Origin of the sequence: Bradyrhizobium uaiense (genome assembly GCF_010811875.1) — a bacterium.
Taxonomy (GTDB): domain Bacteria; phylum Pseudomonadota; class Alphaproteobacteria; order Rhizobiales; family Xanthobacteraceae; genus Bradyrhizobium; species Bradyrhizobium uaiense.
In genome coordinates this window covers 64,022-80,987 of sequence record NZ_VKHP01000004.1, presented here as the reverse complement: position 1 = coordinate 80,987, position 16,966 = coordinate 64,022, and the positions used below count along the sequence as shown (strand labels likewise).

The following is a 16,966-nucleotide window of genomic DNA, read 5'->3' as shown; positions in this document are numbered from 1 at the left end:
TTCTGCGTGTCGGCCGACGAGGATAAACCGGACCCACCGAGCATCGGCAAGATCGACGCAATTGACCCAACTCGGACATGTCCGTACGCCTGCGGAGTGGCTGATTGCGTTGCTACCGCCGGGTCAGCTTAATCCTTCAGCGCGGCGCTGGGGGCAGCGTCACCGCGCTGCTATTTCGTGAATCTCGGCCTTGAGGATGTCGGCGGCGTCGGCGCCGCGGGCTGAAGATTGAACGTCAGCCAGAGGTTCCAGCCCGCCGGCCGATTTTCATTGGCGAACTCGCCGTAAGCCTTCAGGTTGAGATATCCCTGCATGTCCCCGACCGGGAAAATGTAACCGACCTGCGGGCCGACGCCAACGACCCGCGACTGGAAGCAGCCGACACGGTCGCCGGAGCCGCTGTCGCAGCCGATCTGCTGATAAAGGTAACCGACGAGGCCGACCTGCCACTGCTTGGTCAGGAATTGCGACGCGCCCCAGTCGAGGTGCATGTCGACGCCGCTTTGATATTGAGTGGAGGGGTTGACGAAGTTGTAGGTGAACCCCAGCACCGCCGAAAACTCATGCCCGGTCTGTGGATTGAAGTAGGTGTAGCCGCCGCCCGCGTCGATTGCCCAGTGCCCAATCCCTAAATTCGCAAGGCGGGTCGACTGGTAGGCGCCGGCCGGGAGGTCGGCGGTAATGTAGGTCATGTAGTTGTTGACGCCGGCATTCCAGCGCAGCGCGAACTGCGGCACCAGATCGCCAAATGCAATGAGTGAACTGTCGATGCTGTCGAACCGGGAGAAGGGGAACGTTCCGCCGCCCGGTCCCGTCAATGTCCCCACAAGCGATCCCGCGAGCGACGTGGAGTTGGAGCCGTAGGCCGCCAGCAGGGTGGCAGAGGCCTGACCACCAAGCACCGGTGTCGCAAAGGTGTAGGTCCCGGCCACAAAGCCAAGATTCACATTCGCATTGACGTTGGCGCTCACGTTGACGTTCAGATTCGCGGGAATGCGGCCGAGCGTGATCTCGCGCGCCCGCGCCACGTCGGCCCCGGCGGAAACCGAGTCATGATAATAAATCGAGGTCACCGACCAGCCCGGCGCCTGCTGAGGAACAGCCGCGAGGCTGCCAAAAAATCCGGGTACCCAAAAGCTCACACCACCTTCATCGGCGCGAGCCGCTTGGGTGGAAAGCACCAGCAGAGCGGCAAGCGCCCCAACACTGAAATGCCGCTGCGAAAATCTGCGTCCCAAACCCAGTCCAAGGTACCGCATCGCTGATCCCCCGACTCTCGCGATCCCGTCGTTGCCGGGAGGCTCCGGCGACAGGAAACTCGGAAAGAATAAGCTGACGCCGCCGTTCGTCTATCCAAAATCGGCATACTTGCGCTCAGCCGGCCTTATATTGTAAAGGTTGTGTCTCACATGCCACAGCCCCGCCGCTTTTGCATAACTGTCAGGGCGCTCTCGACAAGACAACGGCTGCTGGCCCGATTGATCTAGATCAATAACAGAAGGACGCGTTGCTGGAGCATCTCGTCCTGCCTGGTTCGCAGACGCTGCGTTGTGACTTGGCCACCGCTTTTCCAGTTCTAACGACCATCTTTTCGGACGTCGCCCAAGATTCGCTTTCTCCTGTAAGGAAGGGCAAGTCGTTATGTCGACGTTGAGACCGAAGCCCTCTTCCCGCGAAGCAAGCCTTTGATCAGAGAACGCAATGGGTACCTTCTCAAAAATCGTGACACGACTTGACGGCACCACTGCGGGTGCCACCGTTTGGCCGGCAATCGGATTGTCCGCAGTCATGGTGATGGCGAGCATCCCCTCGGCGTACGCTCAACAAACCACCGGCACGCCCGGCTCGCCCAGTGCCACGACAACGATCGATGGTCGATATCTACCCGCATCGCCCCAGCAGTTTCGGGGCGACATAGGGCTCAACGCCGCGCAGTCGAAGTCGGCGTGGCCGGCGCGGGTGGTACCGCCGAAAGATGCGCCGAACATCCTCTTGATCATGACCGACGATGTCGGCTTCGGCGCCCCTGCGACGTTCGGCGGGGTGATTCCAACCCCGACGCTCGATCGTATCGCTGCCAGCGGGCTGTGCTACACCAACTTCCATACGACCTCGCTGTGCTCTCCGACCCGTGCCGCCCTCATTACCGGGCGCAATCACCACAGTGCGGGGTACGGCGTCATCGGCGAGATGGCGACGGGATTCCCCGGCTACAACAGCATCATCCCCAAGGACGCCGCCACGATCGGCCGCATTCTCACGGAGAACGGCTATCGCACCTCCTGGTTCGGAAAGGATCACAACACGCCAACCTATCAAACCAGCCAGGCTGGGCCGTTCGATCAATGGCCGACCGGCATGGGTTTTGAGTATTTCTACGGCTTCATCGCCGGCGATACCAGCCAGTGGACTCCGCTGCTGTATCGCAACACGACGCGGATCACTCCCTATGTCGGGCAGCCGGGGTGGAATCTGACCACTGCCATGGCCGATGATGCCATCGGCTGGTTGAACCAATTGAACTCGATCAATCCGTCGATGCCGTTCTTTCTCTACTATGTCCCGGGCGGCACCCACGCGCCGCATCATCCGACGCCCGAATGGATCAAGAAAGCGACCGACCTGCACTTGTTCGACAAGGGCTGGAACGCGCTCCGCGACCAGATCTTCGCCAATCAAAAGAAGCTCGGCATCGTCCCCCGGGATGCCAAGCTGACAGCCTGGCCGGATGATCTGCTCAAGACATGGGACACCCTGTCAGCCGACGAGAAGAAAATGTTCATCCGGGAAGCCGACGTATACGCCGCATATCTCATGTACACCGACCACGAAATCGGCCGCGTCGTCCAGGCGGTGCAGGACCTTGGCAGACTCGACAACACGCTCATCATCTTCATCAGCGGCGACAACGGCGGAAGCGCGGAAGGCACGCTGAATGGCACGATCTCGGAGAATCTCTCGATCAACGGCGTCAATATGACGATCCCCGAACTGCTGAAGTATTACGATGTCTGGGGCACCGACAAGACCTTCCCGCATTACGCCGTCGGATGGGCCTGGGCATTCGACACGCCCTTCAAATGGACCAAGCAGATTGCGTCGTACTTCCGCGGCACGCGCAACGGTATGGCGATCTCCTGGCCGGCGCGTATCACCGACAAGGGTGGCATTCGCAGTCAGTTCCACCATGTCATCGATATCGTGCCGACCATCCTGGAGGCGACGGGCATTCCCGCACTGACCATGGTGGACGGCATCGCGCAAAAGCCGATCGAGGGCGTCAGCCTGGCCTACAGCTTCGACAAGGCCAACGCCGAGGCGCCGTCGCCGCACCACACCCAGTACTTCGAGATGCTGGGCGTTGGTGGGCTCTACAACGACGGCTGGATGCTCAGCGCGCTGCCCAACCGCCCGCCGTGGCAACTTGTCGGCAGTGCGATCGAGAATCCCGCCACCGCTTTCAAGATGGAGTTGTACGATCTCCGGCACGATTGGACGCAGTCCACCGACGTGGCCGCGGCCAATCCTGACAAGGTGAGGGAGATGACGGACCTGATGTTTGGCGAGTTTGCCAAATACCAGGTCCTGCCGCTCGATGCTTCGGTGATAACGCGCTGGGTGTCCGAGCGCCCCTCGGTAACGGCGGGACGAAAGGTGTTTACCTATTTGATGCCGGTCACCGGGTTGCCCGACAGCGTGGCCCCGCAGTTCCTCAACACCTCCTTCACGATCACGGCGGATATCGACGTGCCGCAAGGAGGCGGCGAAGGTTCGATTGTTGCCGAAGGCGGACGGTTTAGCGGGTACGGGCCATATCTGCTGAAGGGCAAACCGGTGTTCAACTACAACCAACTCGACGTCAACTGGGTCCGCTGGGAAGGTCCCGACGCGCTCTCGCCCGGCAAGCACACAATCGTATTCGACTTCAAATATGACGGACTCGGCTTCGCCACGCTTGCCTTCAATAACCTGAGCGGCGTCGGCCGTCCCGCGACCGGAATATTAAGCGTGGACGGCAAGGTCGTCGCGACGCAGAAGATGGAGAAGACAATTCCGTTTGGTATGCCGCTCGACGAGACCTTCGACATCGGTTCGAAGACCGGCTCGCCGGTGGACGACCGCGACTATCAAATCCCGTTCACGTTCACCGGCAAGCTCAACAAGCTGACGATCTCTGTCGAACCGCCGCAGCTGACGCCCGAGGACGAGAAGAAGCTGGCGGAGGCGCATCGCGCCGCTCAGGACGCGAAGTGACTTGGCAGGGTCGCATCTCGGTGCGGCGCGGATGGGCTTGGATGACGGGCGGCTCGCACAGGGCAGCCCGGTAATGGAGAGGACATCCCATGCACCCGGTAATCATGGCCATGGCGGCGGCTACTCAATTGTTGACGCCCATTTCCGATGCTGTCCCAAAATTCAACGTCGAGGCTACTTGCAGAGCGTCGGTAGAAGCCGACAAGGCGATGAATTTGAGCTTGCCTCAAAGTTTAGACAAGTGTTTGAGCGATGAGAACTCAGCGCGTGAACAGCTGAGCCGGATTTGGTCTTCGTACTCCACGGCAGTCAGGACCCAGTGTGAGGCCGAGGCGACGATAGGCGAAGCGAGCTATGTCGATCTTTTGACCTGTCTTCAAATGACTGATGGATCAGTCACGACCTCGGCAGCAGCTTTGAGGGGCGCGAGCAAAAAGAAAAAGGCTCCAAACTAATCCGTATTGTCGCCGCGGCGCCTGCTGCCGGGGGATAGACCGGACGTCCTCATGACTTGATCCAGGGTGTTCTGGGTTGTAGTCGCGCCTTGACACTTATTAGTTGTTACAAGCATGATTGCAAACCTTCGCTGCCCGGCTCAACGTGATGCTATAGGTTGTGCCGCTGCGAAGGGCGTAGTCGGCCTCGCACTTCAGATGCTCGATCGTCTTTTCGACTGACCAAGGCGTTAAACGCTCCCCCGACGAATCGGCGCGCTAGAAAGCTGCCGAGAGATTCTCGAAATTGCTCGGGGCGGCGCTCGTAACTTTGAAACTCGTTCACTGCGAGTAGCCTATGCAAGACGTTGGCGTTGCGGCAGGCGTACCTTTGTCGGATGGGCCCGGTGAGAGGGGTATGGTCTGGATTCCGGGCGGCACGTTCCGTATGGGCTCCGACAGGCACTATGCCGAAGAGGCGCCGGTCCATCGCGTCTCGGTGAGCGGCTTCTGGATGGACCGGACGCCGGTCACCAATCGCGATTTTCGCAAGTTCGTCAACGCAACAGGCTACGTGACGTCAGCGGAGACGCGGCCTGACGCAAAGGACTATCCAGGCGCACTGCCGCACATGCTCAAGGCAGGCTCGCTGGTTTTCACACCACCGAAGCGTCCGGTCGATTTGCGCGACTGGTCGCAATGGTGGAATTTCAAGTTTGGCGCCGACTGGCGCCGGCCGTACGGCCCCCGCAGTTCGATCAGCGGCCTCGACGATCATCCCGTGGTCCACGTTGCCTATCGCGATGCTGAGGCCTACGCGAGATGGGCTGGCAAGGATTTGCCGACCGAAGCCGAGTGGGAGTTTGCCGCACGCGGCGGCCTCGACGGAGCCGAGTTCGCCTGGGGCGACGAGTTCATGCCCGGCGGCAGGCCAATGGCGAATACCTGGCAAGGCGCATTTCCGTACGAAAATCTCAGCAGCGATGGCTACGCGCGCACCTCACCCGTCACCGCATTCCCGGTAAATGGCTATGGCCTCCATGACATGATCGGCAACGTCTGGGAGTGGACCACAGATTGGTGGTCCACCAGACATGAACCCGATGCTGCCAAGGCGTGCTGCATTCCGCACAATCCGCGCGGTGGGCAAGAGCAAGCCAGTCACGATCCGTCTCTGCCCAAGATCAAGATTCCCCGCAAGGTTCTCAAAGGCGGCTCGCATCTCTGCGCGCCGAACTACTGCCGTCGCTATCGCCCGGCTGCGCGCCATGCGGAAGCGGTGGATACGTCCACGAGCCACGTTGGTTTTCGATGCGTCATGAGGAAGGGAGCAGATTATGAGCGAGGACAAGGATAACACCTCACGCGATATGAGCCGTCGCAATGTTTTGCTCGCGACGACAAGCCTGGCTGCCGCGTCCGCATTGGGCGCCGCCGCATCGGTTGAAAAGGCACTGGCCCAGGCGCAGCAGGCACCGAGCGGCCAGCGGCCCAACATCGTCGTCATCATGGGCGATGACATCGGCATCTGGAACATCGGTGCCTACCACCGCGGCATGATGGCTGGACGGACACCGAACCTCGACAAGCTCGCGGCCGAAGGAATGCTGTTCACCGATTACTATGCCGAGGCAAGCTGCACCGCCGGCCGCGCCGCCTTCGTCACCGGCGAACTGCCGATCCGTACCGGCATGACGACGGTCGGCCAGGCCGGCGCTCCGACCGGGCTTCCGGCGGAAGCGGCGACGATCGCCACCGTGCTCAAGTCAATGGGCTACGCGACCGGCCAGTTCGGCAAGAACCATCTGGGCGACAAGAACGAGTTTCTGCCGACCGTGCACGGCTTCGACGAATTCTTCGGCTATCTGTACCACCTCGACGCCATGGAGGATCCAGCGCACCCAGCCTACCCCCAAGAGCTGCTGAACGTGGTCGGTCCGCGCAACATGGTTCACTCGTGGGCAACCGACACCGACGATGCCACGGTCGACCCGCGTTGGGGCAAGGTCGGCAAGCAGAGGATCGAGGATGCCGGCACCCTCTATCCCAAGCGCATGGAGACGGTGGACGATGAGATTCGCGACTTTGCCGTGAAATTCATCGAGAAGGCCAAGGCCGACAACAAGCCGTTCTTCCTCTGGCTTAACCCGACGCGCATGCACATCGTCACTCACCTGTCGCAGAAGTATGAGGCGATGCGCAACTCGAAGAACGGCTGGACGATTCATGAAGCCGGCATGGCGCAGCTTGACGATATCGTCGGCGAGGTGATGAAGAAGCTCAAGGACATGGGTGTCGACGAGAACACCATCGTCGTCTTCACCACCGACAACGGCACCGAGGTGTTCACGTGGCCCGACGGCGGACAGACGCCATTTGCTCAAGCAAAAGGCACGATCATGGAAGGCGGTTATCGTGCGCCTGCCATGATCCGTTGGCCAGGCCGGGTGCCGGCCGGCAAGGTCGAGAACGGCATCATGTCGGGGCTCGACTGGTTCCCGACGCTGGTGGCGGCCGCGGGCAATCCGAACATTGCCGAGGAGCTGAAGAAGGGCAAGCAGATGGGCGACCGCACCTACAAGGTCTATCTCGACGGCTACAACCAGATGGACATGATCACCGGCAAGGGGCCGTCGAACAGGCATGAGATCTGGTATTTTGGCGAGAGCTCGCTAGGTGCCATACGCATCGACGACTACAAGTACCGCTTCATTGACCAGCCCCAGGGTTGGCTGGGTGAAAAGACCAAGGTCGACGTGCCTTACATCACCAATCTGCGCCTCGATCCTTTCGAGCGCACCGGCTGGCCCGATAACGGCACAAAATCCGGTGCCCAAGAATACTTCGGCTGGTTCCAGTACGAATTCTGGCGCTTCGTGTTCATCCAGCAGAAAGTGGAGGAGCTGGCCAAGACAGCCATCGAATTCCCGCCGATGCAGAAGGGAGCGAGCTTCAATCTCGACGCGGTGAAAGCCCAGATCGAGGCGGCGAGGCATGCCGTGGCAAGGTGAAAGGACCGCGATTGACTTCGTGCCGATGCGAAAAGATACAAGTTTCAATCTGGAAGCCGTCAAGGCGCAGATCGAGAAAGCCATGCAATCGCACGCCGGCAAGTAGAATACGCGATCGGCGGGCGCCCAAGCCCTGGGGCGCCCGTCTGGACGACCATCGTCGCAACTGGGCGACGACCAAGCTCGCATTTCCGATGTTGGCCCATACCGACGAGGCCCAGCATTCTTCCGCGTGTCAACTGACGAGGGTAAGCCGGCCCCCACCGAGCATCGGCAAGATCGACGCAATTGACCCAGAGCGATCCAGGGGTGCGCGAGCTGCGCTCCGTTGAGCGGCAGTTTCCAAGCGCAGCTAAGCCGTCCCGCGCGGATCACCATCAACTCAACTCATTCGCCGGCGGCCTCATCACCGTCGACCGTCGCCGACGGCGCAATACTCGGCGAGGAGGAGCAGGCCTCAAGCATCGACTTCGCAACGGCGTCGCTTGGGAACTCTTCCAAAACGTCCTGGTAGCGACGGGCGGCCTCGCCGAACTCTCCCCTCTCGAAATACTCCGACGCTTCCCATGTCATTTGGCTCAGCCTTACGTCACGGGGTCGAGCTTCGATCTCCGGGTCGCCGCTGCCGGTTATCCCAAGCAACTCATACACCATGAATTCCTGTTTACGGCCCTTGACCTGAACGTGACGCAAGGGCCGCACCACCACCCTGGATGCCACGGCAGCGAGCATACTGTCGCTGATGCAGATCGTCGTCCCGAATGCCTTGTTCAAGCCCTCGAGCCGGGCGGCGACGTTCACCCCGTCGCCCATGACCGTGTAACTCAGTCGCGCGGTTGAACCGACATTGCCGACCAGGACATCCGCGCAATGCAAGCCGATGCGCAGCGTCAGCGGCCGCCGACCTTCCGTGCTCCATGTCGCGTTCTGCTGTCGCATCCGCCGTGCGGCCTTGAGCGCGCCGCAACAGGCGCGCAGCACATGGTCGTCGCGATGCGCCGGTGCGCCCCAAAACGCCATGATGCCGTCGCCGATGAACTTGTCCACCGTGCCGTGCTCCTCAGTGATCGCCTGCGAGACGGTCTCAAAATAGACCGACAATTGAGCGAGGAGATCGTTCGGCGCCATGTGCTCCGCGAGACTGGAAAAATCCTGCAGATCGGCAAACAGCACCGTCATGAAGCGCGGTTCGACACCGAGCGTCAGCGGAACGCCGGATTTGGTCAGTTTGCGCACCACATCCAGGGGCACGAACGAGGAGAACGAGCGCAGCGAGGTTTCGAACAGCGACAGCGCCGTCTGCAGCTCCTTGATCTCCCGGATGTTGGATGACGGCCGCGTCGCGTGCGAGAATGTGAGGTCCTCGACCGATCGCAGCTCCCGCGAAACGTTTTCAATTGGTCGCGATAGCCGCCGCGAGAGCACATAGATCAGCAGCAGTTCGATGCCGGTCAGGGCGGCGATCAGAACGATCATCTGCCGATTCGTTCGCTCTAGGGTCCCGACAAAGTCGTCGGTCGGCGTCAGGATGATGATCTCCCACGGTTGTCCGAAACTGCCGGGATAGCGAGTGAAAGAAGCGCTGATCTTCTCGCCGCTCTGTGGCGAGCTGAAGAAGAAATCCTCGCTGTTGGTCTCCTTCTTCAGTCGATAGGCCTCGCGCAAGTCGGCGTCGGCGATGGTGTCCAGCCTGGCAAGCTCCAGCCGGTTGTTCTCGAATCTTACCGTCTTCTTGGGGTCGGGATGCGCGATAATGGTACCCTTGGTTGCATTGGCGATAACCGTAATGCTGTGGGGGCTCGCACGATGAATGGTCAGAAACTGCGATAGTATGTCGAGCGTGATATTGGCGCTGGCGCAGCCGATGAATGCATCATGCCTGATGATCGGAACCCGGACGAAGATGACGGGGTATCCAGTATCCGGATTGAGCGCCGGTTCCTCTATGGTGAGGGCGCGGGCGTCCTTCGCGGCCTGGTACCCCCGCAGAGTTCTGACATCCATGATTTGCTCGACATCGTAACTCCCGACCACATGGGACCAAGTGTCAAAAAACGTTCGATGCCGGACCCGTCGCGGGGAGCCGGAAAAACTGTCGATATAGCTCGAGTGCCAGTTCGCGTTTGGCGGAATTGCGGAGTCGGAGCGCCTGCGGTCGTCATCGATCCGGGTCACGACCCGATGATAGCCGTCTTCAAAGCTGACATAGGCCGCGTCAATCTGCGGCGCCGACGTGAGCGCCCTGTAGAGCAGATCCCGGCTGTCTTCCTTTCGAAATACCTCCGGGTCCTCTGCGGCTACCGCAGCGAGCAGCTCAAGCGTAGCAGCGACCGGATTGATCAGGTTCCCTGCGTCCTCGATGCTGACCTGCCTGGTCTTGGCCACAACGTCGTGGAGGGTCGCGTTGATCGCCGCAGCGTTTTGTCGATAGTTGTACACCAGGATGAAGATCAATACGGGAATGCTGAGAAGGACGAACAACCCCGACATCACCGCGCTGAGGTGTATCGCTCCGAATGCGCGTGCGCTCCGGTAAAAGGTCCAGCCCAGCGCGGATACGAGAATTGTCGCAAGCAGGCCCCACAGCAGCGGGGCCTGCAGCCTCGTCAGCCATCCTCCGCTGTCTGGCTCGTAGATCAGCCCCGCGGGCAGCTTCGCCTCGCTCAACATTCCGAGGTCGACATAGGCGTCGGCGATGGCCTTCCAGCGCGCGCTGCTCTGATCGCCGATCGGCCTCAGATGCGGCTGGATCAGCAACTCGGTCCGCGCCGCCTCGTACAGCAGCGCCTCGCGGGATTTCCTTGAGGAGTATTTGCGCAAGATCAGGTCGACGATTTCGTCCTTGTGATCGAGTGCGTATTCCCAACCCTTCAGGCTCGCGGCGCGAAATGCGCGCACGCGCTCGGAATGCTCGGCCACCTGCCGTTTGGAAGTGCACAAGCTGTCGCCGTAAAAGTCGAACCCGTAGGCGCGTGGGGCGAACATCAGATACGGCGTGCCCAACTTTTCGAGCGCGTAAGGCTCGTTGGTGCTGTAGGCGACCATCGCATCCGCCTTGCCGCTGAGCAGATCGCGGGAATCGCCGGTGTGGGCAACGCGCGGAAGGCTCGCGTAGTCGACCCCCTCGCGCTTGAGCATGGCGGCGATGTCGTCGCTGCCGGGGGCATCCATCAAGCGGTGTCCCTTCAATTCCGAGACCGCGCGGATGCCGGTGCGGTGCGGCACCAGGATGACGGCTGGGGAATGCTGAAAGATCGCACCGAGGACGACGACGGGCGGTGCATCGGGCTTCTTAAGCAAAACGCCTGTGGTGCAGACTCCAAAATCAGCCTTGCCTTCCTCGACTGCCTTCATCGCGTCTATGTTGGGGCCGCCCTCGCGAATGTCGACGTCGAGCCCGGCACTCCTATAGAAGCCGCGATCGAGCGCCGCGTAATAGCCAGCGAACTGGAACTGATGCAGCCATTTCAGCTGCAGCGACACCTTATCCGCCGCTGAACAGGGGTCCGCTACCAACAGAGTGAGCAACGCAAAGGCCAGTCGTCCCATTGAAACAGCAAGCTGCGAGAGAGCGCTTCTGCTGGTCGCATCGTGGCTGAACGCCGCCTCAAGGCGTTCGAGGCCAAGACTCCGCAGCCAATTCCCGAGGCCCATGGTTGCGTCCCTCGAACGTCACCGACCCACTGGCAATACCGGTTAGACTGGCCCACCGTTCAACGGTTGCCTATGCGAAATCGGCTGTGTGCTGCCGCCGTTACTTCAGCATCCCCGTATGATCAGCGCGCCGGTCGGAAACTCTGCGAACGGAGCGAGTGGCCGCTTGATCTAGATCAAAGTGAGACCGTCGAGTCGCGGTTCTGGAGCAGCGTCCGCCGCGCGACCTCGACCCGTTCGTCGGCGATGCGGCGCCGCCATTGCAGGATTTCTGAATAATAGAAGAATGCCGCTGATTTGCCCGACGTGTCAACTTGCCAAGTCGAACACCGGGCTCCCGGCGGCACCTTTGCATGGGGTTGTTTTCGATATTTTGGCAGTGCCTCCTCAAACTAGGTTCAGATCCTTCGGCTTGATGCCGGTGAAGATGCGTTCGAGGCTTGCTTGCTGCAGACCGTAGACGTGCTGGATCAGACCGGCGAAGAACGCCTTGTAGTCGGTCAGGACCGGATAATCGCGGTTCTGGAACAGCGTCGCCTGCGTCACCTGGACCTGCTCGCCGGCCATGCGTCCGCCGTTGATGCCACCGCCCATCACCCAATAGACGCTGCCATGGCCATGATCGGTGCCGCGATCGCCGTTCTCGCGGAAGGTGCGGCCGAATTCGGAGATCACGACCACGACCGTGTCGCGCCACATCGTGGGACCGATTTCCTCGGAGAAGCCGGCAAGGCCCCTGCCCAGTTCGCCGAGACGGTCGGCGAGATAGCCGGTCGCCGCGCCCTGGTTGACGTGGGTGTCCCAGCCGCCGACGTCGACGAAGCCGAGGTTGAACTGCTCGCGCATCAGGCGGCCGATCCGCCGCGCCGACAGCTCGAAGCCGCGCGGCGACACGGCGCCGCGGTTGGCCGCCATCATCTCCTCGGAGACCGATTTGTAGACGTCGTCGCGGACCCGAAAACCTTCCGACACCGAATTGGCCAGATCGCCTTTCGCATACATCTCCCGGATCAGCCGCGCCTGCCGGTCGTCGACGCCGGGCTTGCTGACGCTGGCGATGCCGATGTTCGGAATCTGGTTCTGGCCGCGGAAGACCAGCGGCAGCTGGTCGGTGAAGGAGATCGGCTTCACCCGCGTCAGCTCGGTCGCCAGCCGGCTCATAAAGCCGGAGTGGTAGTCGCGGCTGCCGCCGACCGCCTGCCCGAGCTCGATCGTGTCCTGGGTCTCGAAATGGCTGCGCGAGAGGTCATCGCTGGTGCCGGCAAACGGAACGAAAGCGATCTCGCGCCTGGCCCACAACGGATAGATCGAATCGCGCAAGCTTGGATGCAGCCCCCATCCGGCGTCGAGCGCCAGTGCCGCATTCGGATTACCGGCATCGGGCCGCGCGACCGCAAGCGTCGGTCGCGAGGCGTAGTAGAACTCGCTGCCGACCGGCACCACCACATTGGCAGCGTCATAGGCGCCGCGCAGGAATACGACGAGCAGGCGCGCGTCGGTCGCGGGTGCCGCCCAGACCCGGCCGGCGACGGTGAGCGAAGCGGAAGCAGCGAAGGCCTTGATCAGGTCACGGCGGTTCATTGGCGAACCTCCCTTTCAGTGCATGAACTCGGGTGACGACAGAAACAGCGTGTTCCAATCCTGCGGCGAGACGGCCTGGTCGAGCGCGGCAAGCGTGGTCGGGCTCAGCGTCTGCCTGATGTTGCTGAAGTAGAGCCCGTTCATGACCAGCGGAAACGCCGGCTGGTCGACCGCGTTGGGCTCGTTCGGCTTGAACAGCCCGGCCGAACCCGAGCCGATCGCGCGCGCGATCTCGAAACGCAGCATCATCTGCCCGGGACCGTTCCAGGCTGCCGACAGCATCGAATAGCCGTCGGGAGTCTCGTGATTGAACAGACCTTCGGACAGGCGGTTGAGCCAGCCCTGGATCGGCAGCGTATTGAGGACGACCTTGCTGTCGTAGGCGAGCCGCACCGACGACATCACGTAGAGCATCGGGTCCTTGAACTTGGCGCCGCCCTTCAGGCTGGCGGCGAACTCCGGCGCATGGACCAGCGTCGCCATCACCGCCGCGATATCGCCGTCGGTCTTCTGGAAGGTCTGCGCCATTTGCTGCACCAGCGTTGGCGGCGGATTGTCCGACACGAAATAGGTCGCGAGCTGCTTTGCGATATGCGTGGCGGTCGCAGGATGGTGGCAGAGGATGTCGAGGGCCTCGTCGACCTCTGCGAGACCGCGGCCCTTGATCTGATGGCCGAGGAAGGTCTTGTCGCCGAAATCGTGGCGCGCCGGATTGAATTCGAACGCGCCCTCGCGGACCAGCTGGGATTGCTGCTCGGGCTTCAGCTTCGGATCCTCCGACTTGAAGTCGATGCCGACGCCGGTGAGGATGCGCGCCAGCGCCTCGACATCGGCCTGGGTGTAGCCGGAGCCGACGCCCATGGTGTGCAGCTCCATGATCTCGCGGGCGTAGTTCTCGTTGAGGTGACCGGCCGCGTTATCGGCGTTGTCGAGATAACGCAGCATCACCGGATGATGCAGCGTCGCCGAGAGCAGGTTGCGGAATTTGCCGAGCGCGTTGACGCGGATCGCGCGATCCTCGTAGTCGCCGACCAGCACGCGGATGTTGGACTTGTACTGGTGGACATTGAAGTGGTTGAACCAGAACCAGGTCAGCCGTTCGCGCAACTGATCCGGCGCGTAGAGCGCGCGCAGGATGGTGCGGGCCGCGGCCTGCCTGGCGCGGTCGTTCATGGCCTGCTGGTAGACCTGTTGCGCGGCCTTCCGCTGCTCGGGATCGGCGACCTGGTTGGCGGATTTGCCCTGCTGGTCGAACGAGACCGCAATGTCGAACGGGAAGCGATGCACGTCCGGCATCGCCTCGATCTGCTTCTGGACGGCGGCCGGCAATGCGGTGTTGACCGGATGCAGCTGCTCCTGCAGCCAGCGCTCGACGCCGACTTCGCGCAGATGCGCCGCGCTCGACGCATTGACGCCCCAGGTCAGGCGATCGAGCAGCGCGATTTCCTGCGCCGCGAGATCGGCTGCCCGAGCCGGCTGGTGGAACACCACCAGCCCCGCGATCGTGCCGATCACTAGAGCCATTTCCGTTCCGATGGAATTGGAACGGAGCTCTAGATTTTTGTTTTGACGCGTTTTCTTCACGCGAACCGGCATCCACTTCGCTCGAAAACGCTCTAGGTTCGCGACTGTCCGCGATCCGAGTGTGGCCGTGATGCTCATGAAGGCTGACCTGCTCGGCTCATGGTGTCATGCCCTCAGTGTTTGCACTTGCCGGGAGGACATGCCGGCGCTGCTGCGCGTGGTGCGGGCGCGGGCCTTGTCGGCGGCGCCGCCATCCGCGGCGGCGGAGCCGCGCGTTGCGCCTGCACCGCCGGTCGTGGCGGCGGTGGCGGAGCGGCGCGCGGAGCCGGCGCGGGTGCCGGTCGCGGCGCAACAGCCGCAGCACGCGGCGGCGGGGCCGCACGCTGCGGAGGTGCAGACCGTACCGGTGCAGCGCGAGAGACCGGCGGCGGCGACACCGCGGCATGCGCGGGTGCCGAATGCGCGGCCGGCGTCGACGGTGCCGATGTCGCGCGGTTCGCCGGCGACGGTGCCGCTGCAGGCTTCACGTTTGTGGTCGGCGCGGTCGCAGCATGCGAGAGCGGTTGCGCCCCCGGCTTGCCGGCGGTCGCGGGCGAGGCCGGCGCACTTGTCGCCGGGGCGCCGGGCTTGCCCTGAGCAGCAGGCTGCCCATTGGCAGGCGCCGTGGCCGTCGCCGGCTTGGCGGGCGTCAGCGCGTTCGGCTTTGCGCCGGATTGCGCGGCGCCAGGCTGCGCGGCACCAGGTTGCACGGTGCCCGGCTGCACGGCGCCATGCTGCTGGGCGGGATTGGCCGGCGCGGTCGCCGACTGCGGCAGCGGCGGTCCATTCTTTGCGCCCGGCAATGTGTGCGCAGCCGGCGCGCCCATCGCGTTCGGCGCGGCAGGTGCGTTCGGTGCAGCGCCAGGCGCTCCTATGGCTGCGCCCTGGGCCGGCGTCACGCCTTGCGGACCGCCCGGCTGCGCCAGATTGGCGCGCTGCATCGCTGCGGCCGGCAGTTGCGGTGCCGCCGTGACCGGTGCGCCGCCCATTGCCGCCGTCACCCCGGCCGCATGAAGCTGCGCCGGCGTCGGGTTGGGATTGTTGATCACCGTGTTGATGACCGTCGTGTTGTGGATGTTGTTGAACACGATGTTGTTCTGCGGCGGCACGACATAGGCCGGGGCGGCGACATAGGCCGGGATGGCCACGAAGAACGGCGTCGGCAGCACGAACAGGCCGATCGGCGGCGGCGGCGGCGGCAGCACGACGAAGTCCGGCGGCGGCGGCGGCAGGAAGAACAGCGGTGGCGGCGGCGGCGGCGCGAAGGCGAACACCGGATCGCTGTAGTACAGCACCGGACGGTCGACATAGACGATCTCGTCGGGCGGCGGCGGCGGCACGTCATAATCGATCGCCGCGAACTGCGGCGGCGGCTCCAGCGCGGCCGACAGATAGGAGAGCCGGCGCCTTGCGTCGTAAGCATGCGGCCCGCGCGGATAACGCCGCAGGTACGACCAATACGCATCAGCCGTGTCGGCGTTGTAGGTGCGCCGCCAGGTGATGGCCTCGCGCCGCGCCGCCACGATCGCGCGCACGCGCTTGGCCAACGGATCGGTCGGGTAGGCCTGCAGATAGTCCTCGTAGCCTTGCAGCGTGTCGCGCTCCAGCGCCGCGGCATAGGCATCCTGGGCCGGGAAATCGCGGATCGGCTTGGTGCGCAGTCCGGCATCGACCTGCTGCGGCGGCGCATCCGGCTTGCGCTCGAAGAACATGAAGGGCGCGTCGACCTTCTGCGCATTCCACGGGATCTCGGCACCCTTGGTCATCTCGTTGACGCGCAGGCGGACGCGGTCGAACACCTCGGGCAAGGTCAGGCCGCCGGCGCGAATCATCTCCGCCAGCGCTTGCGCGTAGGGTCCGTAAGGCGGCGCGCCGTCGGGGGCGACGGTGCCGGGCGCCGAATTGAAGGCGATCAGCATCTTCGGATCGGGATCGACCAGCGCAAGGCCGCCGGCCAGCGGCTGGCCGTCCTTGGCGAAGGAATTGCTGCGCGCCGCGTCGAGCACGATCACACCGGCCTTGATCGGCAGCGCCGACAGCTGATGGCTGTAATCGGAGATGCGAATCGCCTCGACCGGCACGTCGGTGTCGCGGGCGATCTTGGCATCCACCGGCACGAAGTAATTCTCGCCGGTGAGCTGCACGCCGTAGCCGGCGAGGTAGACGAAGGCCACGGCGTTGGGCCCCGCGTCCTGCACCTTCTGAATGAAATCGCGGAACGACTTGCGGAGCGTCTCGGCATCGAGATCGCGCGCCCCGACCACGTCGAAGCCGGCGGCCTGCAAGGTCTGCGCGATCAGTCCGGCATCGTTCGCGGCGGTCTGCAACGCACTCGCCTGATAGGCGCCGTTGCCGACGACGAGCGCAAGGCGTTTCTCCTGGTCCTGCGCATGCACGGGAAGCGACGCAAGCGACACCAGACCGACGATCAATGCCCACAGAATGCGCGCCATAGTGGTCGTCCCTTTT

10 protein-coding genes are annotated in these 16,966 nt (G+C 62.8%); 5 read left to right on the top strand and 5 right to left on the bottom strand.

The genetic code is table 11. The annotated features are described in order from the left end of the window. Positions 1 to 170 precede the first annotated feature (170 nt). Positions 171 to 1,259, bottom strand: a complete 1,089-nt coding sequence (locus tag FNJ47_RS02065) for a SphA family protein (protein WP_163150071.1) — start codon at positions 1,257 to 1,259, stop codon at positions 171 to 173. A 529-nt stretch (positions 1,260 to 1,788) separates the two neighbouring features. On the opposite strand from FNJ47_RS02065, the gene FNJ47_RS02060 reads away from it, so the two are divergent. From FNJ47_RS02060 to FNJ47_RS53135, 5 genes are all read left to right on the top strand, one after another. Further along, complete coding sequence (locus FNJ47_RS02060; protein ID WP_163150140.1) at positions 1,789 to 4,254, top strand: arylsulfatase; 2,466 nt, start codon at positions 1,789 to 1,791, stop codon at positions 4,252 to 4,254. Positions 4,255 to 4,343: 89 nt separating this feature from the next. Then, a complete protein-coding gene (locus FNJ47_RS02055) occupies positions 4,344 to 4,709 on the top strand; it encodes a hypothetical protein (RefSeq protein ID WP_163150067.1) in 366 nt (121 codons plus the stop codon). 337 nt (positions 4,710 to 5,046) lie between these two features. After that, the gene (locus tag FNJ47_RS02050; RefSeq protein ID WP_163150064.1) at positions 5,047 to 6,045 is read left to right on the top strand and encodes a formylglycine-generating enzyme family protein; all 999 of its coding nucleotides are present in this window, start codon (positions 5,047 to 5,049) and stop codon (positions 6,043 to 6,045) included. A gap of 13 nt (positions 6,046 to 6,058) precedes the next feature. Further along, entirely contained in the window at positions 6,059 to 7,699 is a 1,641-nt protein-coding gene (locus tag FNJ47_RS02045; RefSeq protein ID WP_163150137.1) for an arylsulfatase, read from the top strand. Further along, the gene (locus FNJ47_RS53135) at positions 7,683 to 7,805 is read left to right on the top strand and encodes a hypothetical protein (protein ID WP_283811178.1); all 123 of its coding nucleotides are present in this window, start codon (positions 7,683 to 7,685) and stop codon (positions 7,803 to 7,805) included. The genes FNJ47_RS02045 and FNJ47_RS53135 overlap by 17 nt, the downstream gene beginning before the upstream one ends. A gap of 281 nt (positions 7,806 to 8,086) precedes the next feature. On the opposite strand, the gene FNJ47_RS02040 is transcribed toward FNJ47_RS53135, so the two are convergent. The 4 genes from FNJ47_RS02040 to FNJ47_RS02025 form a co-directional block, all read right to left on the bottom strand. Continuing rightward, positions 8,087 to 11,248 (bottom strand): ABC transporter substrate-binding protein, encoded by a 3,162-nt coding sequence (locus FNJ47_RS02040; RefSeq protein WP_235999317.1) that lies wholly within the window; start codon positions 11,246 to 11,248, stop codon positions 8,087 to 8,089. Positions 11,249 to 11,740: 492 nt separating this feature from the next. After that, a complete protein-coding gene (locus tag FNJ47_RS02035; RefSeq protein ID WP_163150058.1) occupies positions 11,741 to 12,934 on the bottom strand; it encodes a DUF1501 domain-containing protein in 1,194 nt (397 codons plus the stop codon). Between the two features lie 15 nt (positions 12,935 to 12,949). Beyond that, entirely contained in the window at positions 12,950 to 14,458 is a 1,509-nt protein-coding gene (locus tag FNJ47_RS02030; protein WP_163150054.1) for a DUF1800 domain-containing protein, read from the bottom strand. A gap of 173 nt (positions 14,459 to 14,631) precedes the next feature. Beyond that, positions 14,632 to 16,950, bottom strand: a complete 2,319-nt coding sequence (locus FNJ47_RS02025) for a caspase family protein (protein WP_163150051.1) — start codon at positions 16,948 to 16,950, stop codon at positions 14,632 to 14,634. Positions 16,951 to 16,966: the final 16 nt, after the last annotated feature.